At 67.2% G+C, this 20,952-nt stretch carries 16 protein-coding genes; 1 reads left to right on the forward strand and 15 read right to left on the reverse strand.

Translation table 11 applies throughout. The annotated features are described in order from the left end of the window. Position 1 precedes the first annotated feature (1 nt). From CYU89_RS02075 to CYU89_RS02085, 3 genes are read right to left on the reverse strand one after another with little or no spacing between them, the layout of a single operon-like run. Positions 2-523: a hypothetical protein gene (locus tag CYU89_RS02075; protein ID WP_296278546.1), complete on the reverse strand. Its 522-nt coding sequence runs from the start codon at positions 521-523 to the stop codon at positions 2-4. Further along, on the reverse strand, positions 523-2,196 hold the full coding sequence (locus CYU89_RS02080) for a TonB family protein (protein WP_296278547.1): 1,674 nt from the start codon (positions 2,194-2,196) through the stop codon (positions 523-525). The genes CYU89_RS02075 and CYU89_RS02080 overlap by 1 nt, the downstream gene beginning before the upstream one ends. Further along, a complete protein-coding gene (locus CYU89_RS02085; protein WP_296278548.1) occupies positions 2,186-2,554 on the reverse strand; it encodes a BlaI/MecI/CopY family transcriptional regulator in 369 nt (122 codons plus the stop codon). Before CYU89_RS02085 ends, CYU89_RS02080 begins: the two co-directional genes overlap by 11 nt. A gap of 110 nt (positions 2,555-2,664) precedes the next feature. On the opposite strand from CYU89_RS02085, the gene CYU89_RS02090 reads away from it, so the two are divergent. After that, positions 2,665-4,617: an acetyl-CoA hydrolase/transferase C-terminal domain-containing protein gene (locus CYU89_RS02090; RefSeq protein WP_296278549.1), complete on the forward strand. Its 1,953-nt coding sequence runs from the start codon at positions 2,665-2,667 to the stop codon at positions 4,615-4,617. Positions 4,618-4,736: 119 nt separating this feature from the next. Here CYU89_RS02090 and CYU89_RS02095 read toward each other — a convergent pair whose 3' ends face one another. The 12 genes from CYU89_RS02095 to CYU89_RS02150 form a co-directional block, all read right to left on the reverse strand. After that, positions 4,737-5,240 carry a hypothetical protein gene (locus CYU89_RS02095; protein WP_296278550.1) on the reverse strand — a complete coding sequence of 168 codons (504 nt, stop codon included), beginning with the start codon at positions 5,238-5,240 and terminating at the stop codon, positions 4,737-4,739. A 14-nt stretch (positions 5,241-5,254) separates the two neighbouring features. After that, positions 5,255-7,210, reverse strand: coding sequence for an XVIPCD domain-containing protein (locus CYU89_RS02100; protein ID WP_296278551.1), 1,956 nt, complete (start codon positions 7,208-7,210; stop codon positions 5,255-5,257). Positions 7,211-7,225: 15 nt separating this feature from the next. Continuing rightward, positions 7,226-7,891 carry a hypothetical protein gene (locus CYU89_RS02105; protein ID WP_296278552.1) on the reverse strand — a complete coding sequence of 222 codons (666 nt, stop codon included), beginning with the start codon at positions 7,889-7,891 and terminating at the stop codon, positions 7,226-7,228. Positions 7,892-8,229: 338 nt separating this feature from the next. Continuing rightward, entirely contained in the window at positions 8,230-10,227 is a 1,998-nt protein-coding gene (gene tkt, locus CYU89_RS02110) for a transketolase (RefSeq protein ID WP_296278553.1), read from the reverse strand. 99 nt (positions 10,228-10,326) lie between these two features. Next, complete coding sequence (locus CYU89_RS02115) at positions 10,327-11,640, reverse strand: dicarboxylate/amino acid:cation symporter (RefSeq protein ID WP_296278554.1); 1,314 nt, start codon at positions 11,638-11,640, stop codon at positions 10,327-10,329. A gap of 139 nt (positions 11,641-11,779) precedes the next feature. Then, positions 11,780-13,420 carry a BatD family protein gene (locus CYU89_RS02120; protein ID WP_296278555.1) on the reverse strand — a complete coding sequence of 547 codons (1,641 nt, stop codon included), beginning with the start codon at positions 13,418-13,420 and terminating at the stop codon, positions 11,780-11,782. 20 nt (positions 13,421-13,440) lie between these two features. Continuing rightward, the gene (locus CYU89_RS02125) at positions 13,441-15,189 is read right to left on the reverse strand and encodes a tetratricopeptide repeat protein (RefSeq protein WP_296278556.1); all 1,749 of its coding nucleotides are present in this window, start codon (positions 15,187-15,189) and stop codon (positions 13,441-13,443) included. Continuing rightward, a complete protein-coding gene (locus CYU89_RS02130; RefSeq protein WP_296278557.1) occupies positions 15,186-16,208 on the reverse strand; it encodes a VWA domain-containing protein in 1,023 nt (340 codons plus the stop codon). Before CYU89_RS02130 ends, CYU89_RS02125 begins: the two co-directional genes overlap by 4 nt. Then, a complete protein-coding gene (locus tag CYU89_RS02135; RefSeq protein WP_296278575.1) occupies positions 16,205-16,657 on the reverse strand; it encodes a DUF4381 domain-containing protein in 453 nt (150 codons plus the stop codon). Before CYU89_RS02135 ends, CYU89_RS02130 begins: the two co-directional genes overlap by 4 nt. Before the next feature lie 2 nt (positions 16,658-16,659). Next, positions 16,660-17,556 (reverse strand): DUF58 domain-containing protein, encoded by an 897-nt coding sequence (locus CYU89_RS02140; RefSeq protein WP_296278558.1) that lies wholly within the window; start codon positions 17,554-17,556, stop codon positions 16,660-16,662. A 31-nt stretch (positions 17,557-17,587) separates the two neighbouring features. Next, complete coding sequence (locus tag CYU89_RS02145; protein ID WP_296278559.1) at positions 17,588-18,574, reverse strand: MoxR family ATPase; 987 nt, start codon at positions 18,572-18,574, stop codon at positions 17,588-17,590. A gap of 169 nt (positions 18,575-18,743) precedes the next feature. After that, positions 18,744-20,669, reverse strand: a complete 1,926-nt coding sequence (locus tag CYU89_RS02150; RefSeq protein ID WP_296278560.1) for a type IV pilus secretin PilQ family protein — start codon at positions 20,667-20,669, stop codon at positions 18,744-18,746. Positions 20,670-20,952 lie beyond the last annotated feature (283 nt).

Consider the following 20,952-nt stretch of genomic DNA (forward strand, 5'->3'; position numbering starts at 1 on the left):
GTCAGCGTTTTCGCGCTGCCACGCGCTGCCTGCCTTCGCGGATTTCGAAGGTGAAGGCATAGGCCAGCGTGACCGGCACGACACGCGCCTGCACGCGTTCGCCGGCGCAGCCGTATCCGTTCCAGTCCCGATCACGACTCGTGGCGTTCGGATAGTCGCAGAACATCGCGGGCTCGAAGGTCCATCCCGCCACCGCGGAGAGCGCCGCATCGCGCAACAGTGGATGCGCATCACCATCCACGCAGCCTGCCTGACGCAGCGGCAAGACTTGCGTCGCCTTGCCCTTGTCATCTACCACGAACGCCACGCACAAGGTGAGCGCCGGCAGTTCGCGCGGCATGACCGCCGACGGGAACGCGGGGCCGGCCGTATCGATGGGTACCGGGTAGACGAAGGCCTGGTGTGCCGCCATTTCGTAACGCCCGGCCGCTTCAGGCAGCAACAGGCGCTGCCCGATGCTGTCGATACGGTGCGCGCAGCCGCTGACCAGCCACACTGCGATGGCACATGCGAAGAAACGCATTAGGGCTTGTTGGCAACGCGCTGCCCGCAGGACACCTTGCGACCGTCTTCGCCATCGAACTTCATCTCATCGCATTCCAACGTCCTGAGGGATGTCGACTGCGACATGTCGAGCGTACTCCACGCCGTGGGCGGATCAGTCTCCGACCATCCTTCGCGTCCGTCCGGATCGCCGTCGACGTCGTAGCGAATCGGCACGCGTACCCAGCCTTCGCCGCGCATGCCATTCTCCACGGGCGGCTCGAACGTCCACTGCCGGGCGGCGGCGAGCGACGCTTCATCGAACAGTCCGGCGGGCTCGGAGGATTCCACGATCGCCTCGCGAACGCGGCCGTCCGGTCCCACGCGCAGTTTCAGCACCACCAGCCCGCTCTGGCCGCGCGCCTTCGCGTCTTCCGGGTAGGCGGGCGCGGGCTGTTTCGGCACGCTGGCCTCGTCCGGCCCGGGCGCGCCGTCGTGCCGGCTGACGATCATCGACAGCGCGAACGTCGAGCTGCCATCCGGCGGGGTAACCTCGATACGCATCGCCTTGTCGAGCAGACCCATCAGTACCGGTTTGGACACAGGCTTGCCGTCCACGCTGATGTCCCCGGCGAGCCTCACCTGGCCTTCTGCCGCAGGATCGACGACCAGCTCGATGCGCCACGCGCGGCCGGCTTTCGTCGTCGATGCGAAACCCACCTTCTGGCCCGGCCAGTCGCGCAGGACAACGTCCTGGCGCTCGCCATCGACCTCCAGCGTCGCACCAATCCGGTAGTGGAAGTCGTGTGCGTCCTGCGCCTGTGCAGCGGGCTGCGCGGCCCACGCGGCGATGCCGGTGCCAGCGACCAGCAGCATGACCAGGGCGGCGGCGGCGAACCGGCGGGTGCGGCTGCGCAAAGGGTGCTTCAGCATGGCGATCCTCTCCTTGAGGGGGTGGTGGTGCGTCCAATGGCAGCCCACGGGCAGCGGGATGCCAGCCAGATGCGCCTTCAGCATCGCTTCGCCGTAGGTACGGCGCTCGCCGGGATGGCGTGCGACCACGGCCGCGTCGCAGGCGAACTCCTGGTCCAGGCGGTGCAGGCGCGACGCGAGGTGCATCAGCGGGTTGAACCAGAACACGCTGCGCAGCAGCGCGGCGAGCAGGTTGCCGAACAAGTCGCCGCGGCGGATGTGCAGGCGCTCGTGGCACAGCACCAGCGCGCGCTCAGCGTCCGTGTAGCGTTTGTCGAAGTCCGCCGGCAGCAGGATCTTGGGCCGCAGCACGCCGTAAGCCGCCGGAAGGCCCGCGCTGTCGGTCGCTCGCAGCACGCCCGGCGCAACTTCCGTCATCGGCCCCACGGCACGGATGAAGCGCCGCTGTTGCGCGGCCAATCGCGCAACCATGATGAAGGCGCCGGCGCCCCAGAACGCAAGCAGCAACGCCGGCAGCGCGGGCCATGACGCGTTTGCTTCGACGGCCGCCACCGATGCAGGCTGCAGTACGACAGCCTGCGGCAGCACCCACTGCGTCTCGGCGTGACGGGCCGGCACCAGGACCGCCACGCAGGCCAGTGGTACGCAGATCCACAGCGCGTGCGCAGTCGCGGCGCCGAGATGACGACGCAGCGGGACACGGAGGATCATCACCAGCAGGATGGCCAGCGTGCTGGCGATGGTCGCTTCGAGCAGGGCCATCATCGCGTCATTCGCCATCGTCGAGCTCCGCGATCAGGCGTTTCAGTTCGGCGATATCGGCCGAGGAGAGTTTGCGCTGCTCGCTGAAGTGCGCGACCAGCGGCGCCACACGCCCCCCGAACAGGCGGTCCACAAGCCCCGCGCTCTGCTCCGCCAGCCAGGCATCGCGGCTGAGCACCGGCGAATACAGATAGCGACGCCCCTCCTTCTCGGCCTTGATCGCGCCCTTGTTGAGCAGGCGGTTGAGCAGGGTCTTCACCGTCGGCTCCGCCCATTCCGCGCGGCCGGCCAAGGCAGCGACCACGTCTTCCGCACTGGCGGGATGGCGCCGCCACAACACGTCCATCACCACCGCTTCCGCATCGCTGATCGACATACGTTTACACCTGTAATTTTTATTGATTACGCCCGTAAACGAACCCCGTGTCAAGGCCTCCCGCGCCCCCATTCGTCGGCGGATCACCCGGCTTCGCCTAAGCTGCACACATGACCCCACGCCACCTGACCGATCTCGACGAAGCCGTCGACCTGATCCTGGCCCACACCTACGGGCCGCTGCGCATGGGCGCGCCGCTCGGCATCGGCAAGCCGCACCGCCTGCTCAATGCGCTTTACCGGCGCGGCGTAGCGGACCCATCGCGCCCGTGGTCGCTCTACACCGCGCTGTCGCTCGATCCGCCTGCGGGTGGCAAGGGACTGGAGGGACGATTCGTGAAGCCGTTCGCCACGCGCCATTTCGGCGACGACTTCCCGCGGCTGGACTACGTGCAGGCGATGAAGCGCGACGCGCTGCCCGCGCACATGGAGGTGGAGGAGTTCTACATGCAGGGCGGCGCGCTGCTGCGCTCCACCACCGCGCAACGCCTGTACGCCAGCCTCAACTACACGCACGTTGCCCGGGCACTCGCCGACCGCGCGCTCAACGTGATCGTGCAGAAGGTCGCGCGCGAACCGGGCGGCACGCGGCTGTCGTTCTCGTGCAACAACGACCTGACCCAGGATGCCGTCGATGCCATCGTGGCGCGCGGCCTGCCGCGCCCCTTGCTGGTGGCGGAAGTCGATCCGCAGTTGCCCTGGATCGGCGGCACCGCGGCGGTGGACGAGGCCTACTTCGACATCGTCATCACCCCACCTGGCCCTTATCCGTCCCTGTTCGGGTTGCCGCGCCAGCCGGTATCCGACGTCGATTACGCCATCGGCCTGTATGCCAGTGCGCTGGTCCGCGATGGCGGCACACTGCAGATCGGCATCGGTGCGCTCGCCGATGCGCTGTGCCACGCACTGGTGCTGCGCCACACCGACAACGCCACCTACCGGCGTATCCTGGCCGCCCTCGATCCCGCGCTGGAGCAACATCCCGCCGTGCTCGCCAGCGGTGGCCTCGACCCGTTCGCCATCGGCCTGTACGGCTGCAGCGAGATGGTCAACGAGGGCTTCAAGCGATTGGTCGAGACCGGCGTGATCCGGCGCAAGGTGGTGGATGACGAAGCACTGATGCGGCGCGTCGCCGACGGCACGGCCAATCTCGGCGACCTGGCGCGTCTGGAGCGCGACGGCGAGTACCTGCATGGCGCGTTCTATCTCGGATCGCCCGCATTCTACCAATGGTTGCGCGACCTGCCGGACGACCAGCGCCGTGCCATCGGCATGCGCCGCATCAGCCTGATCAACGAGCTGCAGCGCGACCATGAGCCACTCGCCCGTCTGCAGCGCCACGACGCCCGCTTCTTCAACTCCTGCATGATGGTCACCGCGCTCGGTGCCGCCGTCTCGGACGGACTGGAAGACGGTCGGGTGGTTTCGGGCGTGGGCGGACAGTACAACTTCGTCGACATGTCCAACACCCTGGATAACGCACGCAGCGCGTTGATGTTCCGCGCCGTGCGAGACGATGCCGGCGCGCCCGCCTCCAACGTCCGCTGGAATTACGGCCACACCACCATTCCCCGCCACCTGCGCGACCTCTACGTCAACGAATACGGTATCGCGGACCTACGCGGCAAGAACGACGAGGATTGCGTGATCGCGATGGGCGGCATCACCGATGCGCGCTTCCAGCCGGCACTTGTCGAGCGCGCGAAGCACGAAGGCAAGCTGCGCAGCGGCTTCCATGCGCCCGGCCACTGGATCGACAACACGCCGGTGCACCTGTCCGCGCGCCTGCACGCCTTCCGTCACGACGGCACGCTGCCGGACTATCCGCTCGGCAGCGACTTCACCGAGGTCGAACAGCGCATCGTCAAAGCCCTGGGTTGGCTGAAGGCCAACACGGCGACGCCCTGGAAGAAGATCGGCACGGTCATGCGTGCGCTAAGTGCCACGTCAAACGATGCCGAGGCGATGGCGCGCATGGCGCTGGCGACGCCCGGGACGTTGGGCGAACGCCTGGAAGCGAAGCTGCTGGCACTCGGCTTGCGGGAAACGCGGCCGTCTTCATGACCACGCCAAGCAATCCGTAACGACGTCATTCCGGCAGAAGCCGGGACGACGGGCTGGGTCAAGACAGGGGCTTGCACGGCGACATGGCAAGGCGGAGCTGCCACTCCTTGCCGCTTCTGCTACTTGCCTGACCTGCCGTCCACCAGAATGTATTCCCTGCCGCGACTCTTCCATGTTGCCGACTCCGGATCGATGGCGATGCACGGACGACCTCCGCAGGAGGTGATTTCGACATGCTGGGAGGCGTGCCGGACTTCAGCCGACACCTCGGCCGCATCTGCGCGCAGTTGGGCATCCTTCAGCCGTTGGTACTCGTGACGGAGCAGCAGAAGCAGGCCGGCGTACAACAACGCGAAGCCCGCGGCGACGGCGATCAGGCCCCGCCAAGCTTTGCCGGTCACCGGCCGCAGCGCTATTTCGGTCTTCTGCTGCTGCTCCTGGAACAGACAAACCATCGCATATTTCAGCTTGGCCTCCTCGGCCTCGCGCGTGGCCGCCAGTTCGGCACTGACTACATGCGCCTTCTGCAGGCTCTCGGCCACCTGTCGCGCCTGCTTGTCGGCGGCGTCCTCGAGCCGCCCTACCGCCAACATCAAACGGCGGATGGCATCCGTGTCGTTCATTGCGTTCCCCTCGGCTACCTTGCCATTCCCTGCTGCTGTTCCTGCACTTGCCGTTGCTGCGCGTCAATGATGGTCTGCTGTTCCTGCCGCTGCGTTTCCTCGTTGAACGCCTGCATGCTCTGCCGCAGCGGTTGCTCAGACGCCTGCGCTGGGTTGATCGTATCCGTCCGCCGATCCAGGATCGGATTGTGTGGGTGGTTCCACACAGCCATCAGGCCACCGTCGCGGGTCTGGACGAGAGCGCTGATTTCCGGCAGGTGATCGCGCCGCGCCTCCAGTGCGATCGTGCCGGCGAGTTGTTCGCGCTGTCGCTGCGTCCAGTGGGCATCCATCTGCGGCTCCAACCGTTCCAGGTGATCCATCGCCTGATTGAACAGCGGAGTATCCCGGGCTTGCGCTAGCCATGGCTTCTGCCGGGCCTCCCAGGCCTGAGCATCGGCCAGTGACTCGACCCACAAACGTCGACCATCAGGCGATTCGGTGAACTCCTTCTGCAGGACTTTGGCAGCGGCCTGGTCACCCACCTGCAGCGCATCGATCCAGCGATCGACCACCGGGTCGCCACTGGCGCGGATCCGCCCTGCAGCCACGATCGGCACGTGCTGATGGTCGTGCCCCATGCTGGCATCCTGGGTGTGGTGGAAATGGCCGGGCTTCGCCGGGATCTGGCTCGTGTCCAGATAAGGGCGCGGCGCTTTGTTAGCGCCAAGGTCCAGCCCTTCCATTTCGATCAGATTTTCCTTCAAGCCGAGGACCGCCATGTCGATGGCGATCTGCGGGCGCGCCCCTTTGTATGACACATTGGCCCGGTCTTCTGCGGCGACGATCTGCTCAAGCGCCCAGGTACCGTAGTAGTTGGGATAGTCGGCGGTGGGGTTGGGTTTGTGTTCGCCGATGCCCACGGGGCGTTGGCCGGGCTGCGCATGCACATGGGATGGGCGATCGAAGTAGTGCTGGCCCATCGCCGCGATGTTGGCGGGGTTCTGCGACAGGCTGCCGTCTTGGTTGAAGGTGAGGCCCTGGTTGATACTGAGCGCCTTGGTAACAGGGTCGCGCTGGACAAAGTCCAACGTCCTGTCATTACCTGCGTCTGCCATCATGTCCAAGCCTGGCATGGAAGGATTAAGCTGTCGCTCGCGACTCAACAGCGCGTTCCAGCCTGCGATCTCTGCTTTCGCCTCATCCTCTCGCCCTGCTTGGATGTAAGCCCGCAACTCGTCCGTATAGTCGTGTATGTGCCCTTGCGCCTTAGCTTGGACGGTTATGCTCCGGACGAATATCCCAGTCGCATTATCCTTAGCGGCATTGTTAAAGCCATGCCGGATCTCGTGACCTAATACGAAAGTCATATCTCGAACATCGTATCTGCCAAGGGGATTTGCGGGTGTATTGGTTTGCAAACCCGACGGAGACAGATTGATGCCTTTCGGCGTGCCGTCCTGTCGCACCGTATTTCCGTCATAAGTGGCTCCTGCCGCCATTCCGTTGCCCAACAGACTGAAATGCTGCACGTGCCCCTGTCTTATCGCGTCTTTCATCTGATCCGCCAGCACGGGCGATCCGTTAAGTGCAGACTGCAGGTTGGTCACCATGTCCTGATCAACGGCGTGGATCTTCCCGGCATGGTCCTGCCAAGTCTTGTAGGCGAAATCGACGGTGATCGCCTGTAGCCCGATCACTGCCTTCAAGTCATCGCTTGCCGTCGTGCCGACGGGCCGAAAGCTAGTCGCCGGCAACGTGATCACACCGGCCTGCTTGTCGTACGTGCCGATCAAACTGGGTGATGTACTCGACATCTCCAAGGCAAAGCCCTGAAGCTGACGGGTGACGGCCTGCTGGTTGAGCACGTTTAGCCGGTTGGGATCGGCGAGGACCGCTGCCCGCAATTGGGCCTCCAGGACCGGCGTGGCACCGGGCTGAGCGGCAAACCGCGCAAGTGCGGCCTCAAGTTGCGGATTTGGCTTGACCATCCTCTTGCTCCTGCGTCAGTTCAATGTACTGATGGACTTGACGCACAGTCTGCCCGGCGTTCCTGCTACCACGTTTTGCGGAATGATCGAAAGCGTGATATCGCCCTTGTAATAGCGCCAGCTCCGCAACTCACCAATCTCTCCGTAGATCGGAGCATCACGAAAACCCACCGCTAGCAACGCATTGTGGTAATCCTCGAAATCCAAGTTGCACGCGAAAGCAGGGAACTCGGGAAAACGCTCACCTGGCTTCCCGAACGCCAAGCTCACTCCACGGAGCAAGGAAGGCGAACCGGCGATGTAGTCGAGGCTGAAGTACCACCCTTCACCTAATGGCTGGCTATACCCGTACAGGTATTCTGGCGTGCCATCAAAGCGCTTCAGCGGAACGCCCAACACTCTCTGGACGCGCTCAAGATTCAGATCTTCCCGTGACTCTAAGCCCTCGATCAGCTTCAGGAACCGCCTGCCGATTTCTTCGGCAGAAAGTGCTGAACTCTCAGTCGCAGGGCTGGTGTCTGACGCGGCCATGGCAGCGATCTCCTTGGCAGGTACGGATGTCTCGGATGAGGTGCCGCAACCGGCAGAAATCACGGTAGCGATCGCAAGAAGCAGTGATGCGACACGGCGGAAATGTGCACTTCGCAGAGGTGGTGTCACCATCATGGCGTTCCATCGCATGGGCTTCCCGCCAAACCTATCACCGCGCATCAGGAATTGGAAATTCGGCTTGCCGCTTGCGATGAAGTCACACTGGGCAGCGGCCCAGCTTGTGACACGACGCAATCTGTCCGCGAAGTCATTCCGATGCGGTGGCAACAGGAGTGGGGCCCTTCAGTCCAGCAGCCAGCACAGGCCCAAAGAAACGAAGCGACGACGGCTTTTAATGGATATACGGGTAGCAACACCGGCATCGGAAAGCGACGTTGAAGCAATATCGTCTTGCCTGAACTTTTCATTGGGTCCAAAAGAAAAGCCGGGCAATGCCCGGCTTTTCTCGGTCTTGCGGTACGTCCCGCTCAGAGCGACTTCGCCGCCTCGACCACTGCGTCCGCGGTGATGCCGAAGTGCTTGTACAGCGCGTCGGCCGGCGCGGAGGCGCCGAACGTGGTCATGCCGATGACCGCACCATCCAGACCCACGTACTTGCCCCAGAAATCGCTGATCGCGGCTTCGACGGCGACGCGCTTGCGCACGGCCTTGGGCAGCACGGCCTCGCGGTAAGCCGCGTCTTGGCGATCGAACACATCGGTCGACGGCATCGACACCACGCGCGTCTTGATGCCCTGCGCGTCCAGCGTGGCCTTCGCCTGCGTGGCCAGGCCGACTTCAGAACCGGTGGCGATCAGGATGACGTCCGGCGTGCCCTCGGCATCGGCCAGCACGTAGCCGCCGCGCGCGATATCGCCCACCTGCGCCTCGGTGCGCGGCTGGTGCGGCAGGTTCTGGCGCGAGAACACCAGGCAGCTCGGGCCGTCCTGACGGACAATGGCCTGCTTCCACGCCACCGCCGATTCCACCGCGTCACACGGACGCCACACGTCGTTGTTCGGGATGTAGCGCAGCGAGGCCAGGTGTTCGACCGGCTGGTGGGTGGGACCGTCTTCGCCCAGGCCGATGGAGTCGTGCGTGTACACGTGGATGGCGTGCGCCGGGATCAGCGCGCTCATGCGCACGCCGTTGCGCGCGTAGTCGCTGAACACCAGGAAGGTGGCGTCGAACGGCACGAAGCCGCCGTGCAGCGCCAGGCCGTTCGCGATCGCGGTCATGCCGAACTCGCGCACGCCGTAGTACACGTAGTTGGCGTTCGGATCGGTGGTGGAGACCGACTTGCTGGCCTTCCACAGCGTGAGGTTGGAGTGCGCCAGATCGGCCGAGCCGCCGACCAGTTCCGGCAGCAGCGGCGCGAACGCTTCGATGGCGTTCTGCGAAGCCTTGCGCGAGGCGATCACCGGGCCTTCGGCCTGCACCTTGGCGATGTAGGCATCGGCCTGGGCGACGAAGTCGGCGGGCAGCTCGCCCGAGGCACGGCGCTTGAGTTCGGCGGCCTGCTCCGGGTACTGCGCGGCGTACGCGTCGAGCAGGGCGTTCCAGTCGGCTTCCAGCGCCCTGCCGGCCTCGACCTTGTTCCAGCCTGCGTAAATATCTGCCGGAACTTCGAACGGACCGTACGGCCATTCCAGCGCGACGCGCGTGGCCTCCAGTTCGTCCTTGCCCAGCGGTGCGCCGTGGCTGGATTCCTTGCCGGCCTTGTTCGGCGAACCGAAACCGATCGTGGTGCGGCAGCAGATCAGCGTGGGCTTGTCGATGGCCTTCAGCGCGGTATCGATCGCGGTCTTGATCTCGACCGGGTCATGGCCGTTGACGTTGCGCACGACCTGCCAGCCATAGGCCTCGAAGCGGGCCGGCGTGTCGTCGGTGAACCAGCCATCGGTGTTGCCGTCGATGGAAATCTTGTTGTCGTCCCAGAAACAGACCAGCTTGCCCAGGCCCCAGGTGCCGGCGAGCGAAGCGGCTTCATGCGACACGCCCTCCATCAGGCAGCCGTCGCCCATGAAAACGAAGGTGCGGTGATCGATGAGATCGTGGCCTTCGCGGTTGAAGCGCTGCGCCAGCAGCTTCTCGGCCAGCGCGAAACCGACCGCGTTGGCGAAGCCCTGGCCGAGCGGACCGGTGGTGGTTTCCACGCCCGGGGTCTCGTGGCGCTCCGGGTGGCCGGCGGTCTTGCTGTGCAGCTGGCGGAAGTTCTTCAGTTCCTGCAGCGGCAGGTCGTAACCGGCCAGGTGCAGCAGCGCGTAGTGCAGCATCGAGCCGTGGCCGTTGGACAGCACGAAACGGTCGCGGTTGAACCAGTGCGGGTTCGACGGGCTGTGGCGGTAGTAGTCGTTCCACAGCACTTCGGCGATGTCGGCCATGCCCATGGGCATGCCGGGGTGACCGGAGTTGGCGGCCTGCACCGCGTCGGCGGCGAGGAAACGGATGGCGTTGGCGAGCTGGCGGCGGGTGGGCGTCGTCATGGGGAGTCGGAACAGGGGGCGGCGCCCGGCGGGCTGCGGGCCGCCCATTGTCCCACCCCCTGCCCGCCCTGTCGCGGTTGCAGCGTGCTTTCCGGGGTGTTAGCCCGGCTGCCCCGGCAGTTTCACGTCGGCGCGCTCGCCCTTGGCCACCAGCGAGGCCAGGGTCAGGTCGCCGGTGACGTTCAGCGTGGTGCGGCACATGTCGAGGAAGTGGTTCACGCCCAGGATCAAGCCGATGCCGATGGGATTGACGCCCACCATGGCGCAGATCAGCGCCACCACCGGCAGCGAACCGGAGGGCACGCCGGCCGTGCCGATGCCGCCCAGGATGCACACCAGCATCACCATGAACTGCTGGCCCAGCGACAGGTCCACGCCGAAGAACTGGGCCAGGAAGATCACCGTCACGCCCTCGAACAGCGCGGTGCCGTTCTGGTTGGCGGTGGCACCCACGGTCAGCACGAAGCGCGACACCGTGCGCGGCAGGCCCAGCTTCTCGTCGGCCACGCGCAGTGCGGTGGGCAGGGTGGCGTTGCTCGACGCGGTGGAGAACGCCATCACCATCGCTTCCTGCGCGCCACGGAAGAACTTCAGCGGCGAATAGCCGGCGAGCTTCAATGCGACGGAGTAGCTGACCAGCAGATGCAGTGCCAGCGCGAGCACGACCACGAACACATACTGCCCCAACCTCAGCAGCAGGTCGAAGCCGAAGATCGCGGCCAGGTTGAACATGAAGCAGGCCACCGCGTACGGGGCGAGGCGGATCACCAGACCGATCAGCGTCATCGAGATCTCGAACACACCCTCGATGCCGCGCTTCAGGATGCCGGTGTTCTCCGACGGGGTCAGCACCAGGCCAATGCCGAACATCACCGCGAAGAACATCAACGACAGGATCGCCGCGTTGCTCGACGCCGCACCGATCACGTTGTCGGGCACGATCGACAGCAGCATGTCCATGCCGGTCGGCTGACTGCCGACGCTGGCGACGATTTCCTTGGTGCGCTCGGCGTTCTCGGCGATCAGCTGCTGCGCCAGCGCAGGATCGACGCCGACACCGGGCTTGAACACGTTGACCAGCAGCAGGCCCAGCAGCACGGCGACCGCCGACAGCAAGATGGTGTAGGCGAGCGTCTTCCAGCCGATCCGGCCCAGCGCGCGGATATCGCCCATCTCCGCGATACCGCAGACCAGCGCAGAGAAAAGCAAGGGCACGATCAGCATGAAGATCAGGTTGAGGAAGATCTTGCTGAAAGGCGTGGTGACGTACTTTGTCACGTCCTGCACCCAGCCGGCATCGCCCTGGCCGGTGGCATGCACGATGAGTCCGACGATCAGGCCGACGCCGAAGCCGATGGCCATCTTCCAGTGCAGAGGGAGTCTGGCGCGCTTGGCGGGCGTAGCGTCGGTCATCGGCAGTTCCTGCAGGGGCAAAGGCGGGAGCTTAGCAAACCCGGTGCAAGGCCCCGGCGCGCCTCGTGTGCAACGTCGGGCGTGGCGGCGTGAGTCGTCTCCCTTCTCCTGACGATGACGAACATGGGCACGATGTCCCCTATCTTGGATACAGGGGCGGCAACGGCTCTTCCTCCGCGCGCATGAGCGGCGCAGACCACTGCGGACCTCCGCGGAACGCTTCGCGCAATGCGGCACGCGCCTGCGCGGCATCGCCCCCCGCCCAGCGGGCACGCCGCAGCAGATCCACCGCGTTCCGCTGCGCCGGTGCGACGAGGCGACGCTGCAGCTCGTCGAGGTCGCCCGCGACGGGATGCGCCATGCCACAGAGCACGTGTTCGATGTCGTCCAGATCGCCGGCGTCGAGCACGCGCTTCAAGTCGGCGGCGGTGTGGGTGGCGCGCGAAGCCGCTGCGTGGGGCAGGTCCAGTGGCGCGGGGGGGAACTCGCGCACGACGCGCGTACCCGGCTGGCGACGCGACAGTGCCCATACCAGCGTCGCGAGCCACAGCAGCGCGAAGCCGGCAGCCAGCCATGGCCACAGATGCGGGGGCATGCGCCGTTCACCACCGGTGGCGACCAGTTCCCCTTCTTCCCCACCCTGCGAGGCCAGAGCAGGGTTGCCTGCTGCGGCCGGCGCGATTCCCGCGGCAACCGGCAGGGTCAGGTTGGGAAGCGTCGCGCGCTTCGCCGTTCCCGCGCGCACGTCCCACCACGCCATCGCCATTCCCGGCACGGCGAGCGCACCGGGCCGGGCCGGGACGAGGGAGTAGCGCCGCGTCAGCTTCACCTGCGGCGTTCCACCGACGAAGGTCTCGTCGTACTGCGGCGGCTCGGCAAGGACCTGTGCGCCCGGCACCGCCGGTGCGGGGAATTCCGGCAGCTGCGCCTGCGTGGCGCCGATGACCGTGGCTTCGATCGCCAGCGTCGCGGCCTCGCCGGCGCGCAGCTGCTCGGGCACCGCGGTATAGCGCAGGCGCACGTCGCGCACGGGCAGCCAGGGTTGCGGCGCGGTGGCAGGTTGCGGCCGTACCTGCAGCGTGCGCGGCGATCCTGTGATGTTGACGTCGCGGCCGCTGCCGCCGAACAGATCGTCCATCCAGCCACCCGCCGTCCTTCCGCGAAAGCGCGCGCCAGGGAGGGTCAGAGGGCCGCTGCGCTCGGGCACGAGCAGGTACCTGCGCTCGGCCGTGCTGTAGCGCCGCCCATCGATCTCGCGGCTGGATTGCACGATCTCGCCCACGCGTTGCAGCAGGGCGCCGTCGGGAGGATCGAGATCCAGCTCGCCGGACAGCGGCGTGGCGTAGAACAGTCGCACCGTGATGCCGACCGACTGCTGCACGTAGGGATCCGCGTCGTCGATCTCGGTTTCGACGAACACCAGCCCGTTGGCGGCGGCACTCGCGGTCGGCGTGGCCGTCACCTCCAGCACCAGCGGTGCGGTACGGTAGTTGCCCACCTGAAGGGCGGGGATCGCGAGCGAGCCCGCGCGGCGCGGTCGCAGGGTGAGCGCGAAGGTGGTGCTGCTGCCCATGCGTCCGTTCACCCAGCGCACGCTGCGACTGTCCGACTGGCCTTCCACGTCGAAGTCGCGCATCAGTGGCGTCAGGTCCGGCGTGGCGGACACCGCATCGGTCTCCACGTTCAAGGTCACCGCTTGCCCCAACGCCACCTGCGACTGTTCCAGCCACGCGCGCGTGGCCGCCAGCGAGGACAGCGGCCACGCCACCAACAGGCACATCCAAAACCACGCCCGGTATCTCATCGTCCTTCTCTCTGGCGGCGTTCCTGTTCGAGCCGGAACTTGGCCTTCAGCAGCGAGCCGGGTTCGTCCGGCACGCGTTTCAACCATGCGTCGACCGCCTGCCGGCGTTCGCGCGCTTCCGCGGATTCGAGCTGCGCGGCGGGCGTGTCCCCACCGGGCGGTCCGGCGCGCTGTGCCGCCGCTTGCGACATCGCCTGGCGCATGCGCTCGCGTTGTGCCGCATCAGCGGCGGACTGCGTGGCGGCATCGGGAGGCGATGCGGGAGGTGCGCCGGAAGAGGGGCGTCCAGCCGGTGGCGCCTTTGCTTGCTGCGTCGACGGCGCCCCCGAAGAGGACGAGCGCGAGGGCTTGTCGGGCATATCCGCACCGGGGTTGTCCGGGCCTTGCGATCCTTGGGAGCCCTGCTGGCCCGCACCCTGCTGTCCAGACTTCCCGTCGTTGTCTCGAGGGGACGGCGGGCGCTTGCGGGCCGCATCGACCGCGGCCCGGTTCGCCACCGCATCGGGCATGCCCGGCCTCGCGCGCAGCGCACGATCGTAGGCGGCGATGGCATCGTCGTACCGTTGCTGCTTCGCCAACGCATTGCCGAGGTTGTACCAACCCTCCGCCGAGGAGATGCCGCTGAACGCCTTTTCAGCGGCGACGTAATCGCCTTTCCGATAGGCATCGGCGCCGTGCACCAGGCGCGCGTGTTCGATCTGGTCGCTGCGCTGCCACCAGTCCAGGCCGGCGGCCGATGCGGGTTGCGCCATCGGCAGCCACAACGCACCCAACAAGACAAGGGGCGCGCCGCGGCGGAACCCCAGCAACGCGAGCGCCATCAGCGGAACCAGCAACCAGTAGCCTTCGTCACGCCAAGCCTTGCCGACGCCGGACGACGCGCCGCCTTGCTCCGCCATGCGCGGGGACCGCAGCGCCAGCGCGGCGATGTCGGCCTCGTCGGTGGTGAGCGTCGCGTAACGACCGCCGCCATCGCGGGCAAGGCGACGCAGCGATGTCGCATCCAGCGCCGCGCGCCCGATCACACCGTCGCCGCCGCGGTAGGCGGCGCCGGACGCCGTGCCCAGTCCCAGTACGGAGACGGTGTAGCCCTGCGCGTGCGCAGCGGCGGCGGCGGCCGTCGCTTCTGCGTCCGCGCGATCGGTAAGCACCAGGATGTCGCCGCCCCGGACATCCGCCTGCGTCATCAAGCGGGCGGCCCACGCGATGCCACGGTCGGTGCGCTGCCCATCCACCGGCATGATGTCCGGCGACAGGTCGTCGAGGAACAGGCCGATGTTGGCCACGTCGTCGGTCAGCGGCGCTACGGTGAACGCGTCGTCGGCATAGGCGACCAGCGCGACGGGGCTTCCCGCGCGCGCAGCCAGGATCTGTCCGAGCTTTGCCCGCGCCTGCAACACTCGCGATGGCGGCAGATCGCTCGCGGTGGTACGGCTGGAAAGATCGAGCACGACCACCAGAGGCCGCTGCACCTGCCAGAGGGGTTGGTCGACCTGGCGCCAACTCGGGCCCGCCAGCGCCAGTACCGCCAGTACGTAGGCGATGCTTGCCACCGCCAGGCCAGCGCGTACCCGCACGCCGCGCTGCACCAGCAGGTGCGGCAGGAGGTGCGCATCGACATGCCCCCGCCATGCACTGCGGCGCTGTCGCTGCACGCGCCAGGCCCACATCAACACGGGCAACGCCGTCAGTGCCCACAACCAGTGGGGACGGAGGAAGTGCAACGCCGTCCAGTCCATGCTCATGCATGCCTCCGCGGCAGCACGAACGCGAGCAGCGACACCAGCAACGCCGCGGCGAGCGGCCACGCGTAGCGCTCGATGCGGGGGCGCACCGCCCTGCCCGGCTGCTCCACCGGCTCCAGCCGGTCCAGTTCGGCGTAGATGCCTGCCAGCTCGCGCGTATCGCGCGCGCGGAAGAAGCGCCCGCCGGTCTGCGAGGCGACATCGCGCAGGGTGGCTTCATCGATGGCCTCGGCCGAACTCGCCGGCATCGGCAAGGGGATGCCGAACACGCTGATGCCGCCATCGCCCCCGAAGGCGATGGTATGGATGCGCACGCGCTCTTCCTTTGCCAGTTCCGCGGCTTTGGCGGGCGTCAGCACGCCGGCGGAGTTGACGCCGTCGGTGAGCAGGATCAGCACGCGCTGGCCATCCTGCTGCGTGCGCAGGCGGCGCACGGCGAGTGCGATGGCATCGCCGATGGCGGTTTCGCGACCGGCGAGGCCCGCGACGGCATCGCGCAATTGGTCGCGCACCGTCTGCAGGTCGCGCGTCAGCGGCGTCATGGCATACGCCCGCTGGCCGAAGACCAGCAGGCCGACGCGATCGCCGTCGCGTCGATCAAGGAAATCCGCAAGCACGGCCTTGGCAGCCGTCAGGCGATCGACGACGGCGCCGCCCAGCTCCATGTCCGGCTCGGTCATGCTGCCGGACAAATCGACCGCGAGCATCAGGTCGCGTCCACTCACCGGGGGCGTCACGGCGTCGCCGAACTGCTGGGGTCGTGCAGCGGCGGCGCACAGCAGGAACCACGCCAGCCACGCCAGCGCAGCCGCGCGCTTTGGCAGACCGCGCCCTCCCTGCCGGGCGATCGCCTGCACCGCGGGCCCGTACGGCACCTTCAGCCCGTCGGTCTGGGTCTGCCGCGCCGGCAGCAGCCAGCGCACCAGCCACGGCAACGGAAACGCCAGCCACAGCCACGGCCACGCGAAGCCCGCGTATCCATCCTGCAGCCACTGCAGCACCGGCAGGGACGCGCTCATCGCCGGCCCGCCATCAGGTCGAGGAATCGCTTGCGCGCCACGTCCGTGGCGGCCGACAGTTCCGCAGGCGCCACCTCGCGACGGAAGCCTCCCTCGAGCAGCAGGCGACCCGGCCCCTGCGAAAACGCACGGCCCTGCGTACCGTCAAGGAACGCCAGCCACGCATCACCCTGCAGGCGATCGGCAGACGGATCACACTGTCGTGCGGCGCGGCGCAGCCGTTCGGACATGGCGGCGACCTGCTCTGCGGGCGAGCCGCCTGCGATCGCGGCGTCGAACCAGCGCAGCCACGCCTGCCGCGTGCGACGTCGATGCCAACGCCATGCAACAACGCCCGCCACCAGCAAGGCGACGACGCCCGCGACCAGCCACCATCCCGGCGCCAGCGGCCACCACGGCGGCGAAGCCGGTACATGGACATCGCGCAGCACCAGCGTTGCCAATCCCATGGTCATGCCACCTGCGGCTGGGCGCGGCCCAGCGCCGCCAGCCAGGCGTCGCTGGGCGCATCGGTCGACAGCGTGCGCACCTGGACGCCACGTGCAGGCAGGCGATCCAGCGCGCGCTCCAGAGGCTGCTGGAACTCCATGCGCCAGGCCTCACGCTGCGACGGGCTGGCCAGGTCGAGCTCCACGCGCTGGTGGCCCACGACGAACGGCAGGCGCCGGGAAGGCGGCGCCGTTTCGAGCGGATCGGTCAGCAAAAGGACGACGACATCGTGGTGAGCGGCCAGCGCAGGCCAGCGCGATTCCGGAATGGACGCCAGGCTGTGCGGATCGGCCAGCACCAGTAGCCGTGAGCCGGGCCGCAGCAGCCGTGCGGCGTGGTCCAGCGCGAAGGCGAGCCCGAGATCATCGGGCGGCGGCGCGGCATACCAGCGCACCAACGCATCGAGCACGCGCAGCGCACCGCGGGTGCCGGACGCCGGCGGAACGGGTGCTTCCGCCAGGCTGCCGCGGAGGATGGCGAGGCGATCCCCGTCGCGCGCAGCCTGCCACGCCGCGACTGCGCCAGCGCGCGCCGCCTGCACGGACTTGAAGCGTGTTCGCGTACCGAAATAGAGCAGCGGCGAGGTATCGGCCACGATCAGCGTCAGCCGTTCGCGTTCGGCCTGGAACAGCTTGGTGTGGGTACGGCCGCTGCGCGCGGTCAAGCGCCAGTCGATGTGGCGCACGTCGTCGCCCGCGACATACTCGCGCGACTCCGCATACTCCATGCCACGACCCCGCATCGGCGAGGCGGACGGGCCACTCACCGAATGCCGGCCCCGCCGGGCGGGCGGGCGACGCTGCGCGCTCGCACGCAGCGCGATCAACTCGGCCAGGGTGGGCTGGATGCCTTCGTTCATCGGCAGGACACGCGCGAGTGCAATCCCGGATTCAGGGCAACGGAACCGCGTCGAGCAACGCCTTCACCAGGCGATCGCCGTCCCAGCCCTCCGCGGTCGCCTCGTAACTCGGCAGCACGCGATGACGCAGCACGTCCGGTGCGATCGCACGGATGTCGTCGGGCGTGACGTAGTCGCGGCCCGACAACCACGCGCGCGCGCGCGCGCACCGTTCGAGCGCGATGGAACCGCGGGGACTCGCGCCCCAGGCGATGCGCCGCGCCAGCGCAGCGTCGTAGCGGGAGGCGTCGCGCGAGGCGAGCACCAGTTCGATCAGATAGCGCTCGAGCGCCGGCGCCAGATGCAGGTCGAGTACCTGCGCGCGCGCCTGGAAGACATCATCCAGCGGCATGCGCTCGACCGCCGCGTGCACCGACTGCATCTGCTCACGCGCCCGGTCACGCGCCAAGCGCAGGATTTCCGCTTCGGCCGCGGCCTCGGGATATCCGATCTTCACGTGCATCAGGAACCGGTCAAGCTGCGCCTCCGGCAACGGGAAGGTGCCCTCCTGCTCGATCGGGTTCTGGGTCGCCATCACCAGGAACAGGGCCGGCAGCGGGTACGTGTGCCGACCCACGGTCACCTGGCGCTCGCCCATCGCCTCCAGCAGCGCGGACTGCACCTTCGCGGGCGCGCGGTTGATCTCATCGGCCAGCAGGAGGGGATGGAAGATCGGCCCGGCCTGGAATTCGAAGCGCGCCTCCTGCGGCCGCCACACTTCCGTCCCCGTCAGGTCCGCCGGCAGCAGATCCGGGGTGAACTGCACGCGGGCGAAGTCCGCATGCAACCGCGACGCCAGCGCGCGGATCGCGGTGGTCTTCGCCAGTCCCGGGGCGCCCTCGACCAGCAGGTGACCGTCCGCCAACAAGGCGATCAGCAGGCGCTCCACCAGCGCGGCCTGGCCGACGATGGCTTGCGAGAGGTCGTCGCGCAGGGTAACGAAGCGATCGAACAATCCGGGGGGAGACGGGAGGTCCATGAGCGTTGGATGGCGGAGGGTGCGTGTGGGACCCACAGTCTGCCACGCGGGTTCCCCGACCCCGCTGCCGGTACCGAAGCGGATTCAGCGGAAGTTCGCGGCGGCTCGACGGATCAGAACGGAAAAGGGCCGCTTCCGCGGCCCTTTCCGATCCGTGCAGAACGAGGGATCAGCGCTTGTTGACCGACAACACCTTCGGGGTGATGAAGATCAGCAACTCTGCCTTCTGCTTGCTGCGGCCCTTCTTCTTGAACAGGTTGCCCAGGAAGGGGATGTCGCCCAGGAACGGCACCTTGGAGACGCTGCTGCGATCGGTGAACTCGTACACGCCGCCGATCACCACGGTCTGGCCATCTTCCACCAGGACCGCCGTGTTGATCTCGCGCTTGTCCAACTCCGGCACGCTGCCGTAGCCTTCCAGCGTGATGTAGCGGTTCACTTCGTCCTTCTTGACGTTGAGATTAAGGAAGACGCGGTTGTCGTTGGTGATGGTGGGCATCACCTTCATCTCCAGCAACGCCTCCTTGAACTGCACGTTCGGGGTGGCTACGCCACCCTGGCCGGCCGTGATCGTGACATAACCGACCTCCTTGCCTTGGCGAATGACGCCCTCGCGCTGGTTGGCGGTCACCAGGCGCGGGTTCGAGATGACTTCGCCGCGACCTTCTTCCTGCATGGCGGACAGTTCGAGGTCCAGCGAGAAGTTGCGACCCAGCAACGTGTAGGCGATGGCACCGGCAGTCGATTGAGTGAAACCACCGGCCGGCAGGTTGACGTTCAGGCCACCGGGAATGGTCACCTCGCCATCATTGATGATGGTCGTGTTGCCTTCCAGGGAACCGCCGATAACCTGCGTGCGATCTCCGATCCGCCGCCCCTGAACACCGAAGCGCGCACCCAGGTCACGTGCGAACGTATCAGTCGCGATCACGATTCGGCCTTCGATCAGCACCTGGTCGACCGGACGGTCGATCATCGAAATAAGCTCGCGCATCTGCGCGACCTTCTTCGGAATGTCGCTGATCATCAGCATGTTGGTGCGTTCGTCAGCGACGATGCGGCCGCGCGGCGACAGGAAGCCATTTTCCTGGTCGCGTGCACCGTTGCCGCCGCCACCGCCACCGCTGTTGCCCTGGTTGCCGATGCCCTTGGCCTCGGTCAATGCCTTGAAGATTGCCGCGGCGCTGTGATAGTTGATCTGGATGTAGTCGGTGACCATGTCCTCGCGATTCTCGATCGCGATGCGGGCATCTTCCTTGTCCTGCTCGAACTTGGCCAGCTCGGGCTGCGGCGCAACCCAGACGACCGCGCCATCACGGCGCTTGTCCAGGCCTTTCGCCCGCAGGACGATGTCGAGCGCCTGGTCCCACGGCACATTGACCAGGCGCAGGGTGACGTTGCCCTGCACGGTGTCCGACGCGACGATGTTGAGGTTGGATTCTTCCGCGATCAGCTGCAGCACCGTCCGTACCGGGACGTCCTGGAAGTTGAACGTGACGGGGCGACCGCTGTAACGACGGGCCTCGGCTGCCACCCGCTGCGCTGCAGCGACGACCGTCGATGCGCTGGTGCCACCAACGGCGTCGGGGCTACCCATCGCCTTCTGGCCCGCGCTGGGCACGATCTCGACGACGTATTCGTTGCCGGTCTGGTAAGCCAGGGACTCGAAGTTGCCGCGCGTGCTGAGCACCAGCTGCGTGCCCGCTCCCTTGCTCTGCGCATCGACGCGCTGCACGGGCGTGGCGAAGTCGGTGACGTTCAGCGCCCGTCGCAGGGATGCGGGCAGCGTCGCGTTGCCGACGTTCACAACGACACTGTCACCCTGGTTGCGAAGGTCGGGCGTCGCCCCCTGGCCATCGAACTTGATGACCAAACGACCCGCCCCGTCCTCGCTCCGGCGGAAATCGATGTTAGACACCGACACCGCGGCCGCGGGCTGGGCAACAGCGACGGGGGACGCGGCCTGCGCCGTCGGCGAGACGGCACCCGCCGCACTTGCCGCGGCGAGCAGGCCGATGGCCAGCCCCAGAGAGCAGACACGGAAGGTAGCCAGGCGCCGGGACGGCCGCAGGCGGTGGGCATTCGTAGCGGTCATCGTGTATCCCCCAATCATTGATCTTCAAGCGCGATGGACGCCGGCCGTTCCAGCCATCCGCCCGCGCCATCCGGTCACCCGCCCCCGCGGGATGATCCCGGCGCAGCCAAAAGGCTGCGCCGGTGGTCTTCTCCGCGGCGGCCTTTGCGCCGCGAGCTCCTCGTCAAGCTGCCAGCCCGCGCCGGCGCGGGGCTGCCCATCTGCGCCGCCCGGTCCGCCAGGCAGCGCCCGCGCCGCGCCGGCGCCCTCGCCGGCGGGTCGGCCCGCGCCGCGCCTCCTGCTG

Source organism: Pseudoxanthomonas sp., from assembly GCF_002863005.1.
GTDB lineage: Bacteria > Pseudomonadota > Gammaproteobacteria > Xanthomonadales > Xanthomonadaceae > Pseudoxanthomonas_A.

Excerpts from the sequence above, each read along its gene's own strand:
- CYU89_RS02145 (WP_296278559.1), bottom strand. The coding sequence starts at position 18,574 with ATGGACCTCCCGTCTCCCCCCGGATTGTTCGATCGCTTCGTTACCCTG.
- CYU89_RS02080 (WP_296278547.1), bottom strand. The coding sequence starts at position 2,196 with ATGGCGAATGACGCGATGATGGCCCTGCTCGAAGCGACCATCGCCAGC.
- CYU89_RS02115 (WP_296278554.1), bottom strand. The coding sequence starts at position 11,640 with ATGACCGACGCTACGCCCGCCAAGCGCGCCAGACTCCCTCTGCACTGG.
- CYU89_RS02090 (WP_296278549.1), top strand. The coding sequence starts at position 2,665 with ATGACCCCACGCCACCTGACCGATCTCGACGAAGCCGTCGACCTGATC.
- CYU89_RS02095 (WP_296278550.1), bottom strand. The coding sequence starts at position 5,240 with ATGAACGACACGGATGCCATCCGCCGTTTGATGTTGGCGGTAGGGCGG.
- CYU89_RS02140 (WP_296278558.1), bottom strand. The coding sequence starts at position 17,556 with ATGAACGAAGGCATCCAGCCCACCCTGGCCGAGTTGATCGCGCTGCGT.
- CYU89_RS02075 (WP_296278546.1), bottom strand. The coding sequence starts at position 523 with ATGCGTTTCTTCGCATGTGCCATCGCAGTGTGGCTGGTCAGCGGCTGC.
- tkt (WP_296278553.1), bottom strand. The coding sequence starts at position 10,227 with ATGACGACGCCCACCCGCCGCCAGCTCGCCAACGCCATCCGTTTCCTC.
- CYU89_RS02130 (WP_296278557.1), bottom strand. The coding sequence starts at position 16,208 with ATGAGCGCGTCCCTGCCGGTGCTGCAGTGGCTGCAGGATGGATACGCG.
- CYU89_RS02100 (WP_296278551.1), bottom strand. The coding sequence starts at position 7,210 with ATGGTCAAGCCAAATCCGCAACTTGAGGCCGCACTTGCGCGGTTTGCC.
- CYU89_RS02135 (WP_296278575.1), bottom strand. The coding sequence starts at position 16,657 with ATGGGATTGGCAACGCTGGTGCTGCGCGATGTCCATGTACCGGCTTCG.
- CYU89_RS02125 (WP_296278556.1), bottom strand. The coding sequence starts at position 15,189 with ATGAGCATGGACTGGACGGCGTTGCACTTCCTCCGTCCCCACTGGTTG.
- CYU89_RS02150 (WP_296278560.1), bottom strand. The coding sequence starts at position 20,669 with ATGACCGCTACGAATGCCCACCGCCTGCGGCCGTCCCGGCGCCTGGCT.
- CYU89_RS02120 (WP_296278555.1), bottom strand. The coding sequence starts at position 13,420 with ATGTGCCTGTTGGTGGCGTGGCCGCTGTCCTCGCTGGCGGCCACGCGC.
- CYU89_RS02085 (WP_296278548.1), bottom strand. The coding sequence starts at position 2,554 with ATGTCGATCAGCGATGCGGAAGCGGTGGTGATGGACGTGTTGTGGCGG.
- CYU89_RS02105 (WP_296278552.1), bottom strand. The coding sequence starts at position 7,891 with ATGCGATGGAACGCCATGATGGTGACACCACCTCTGCGAAGTGCACAT.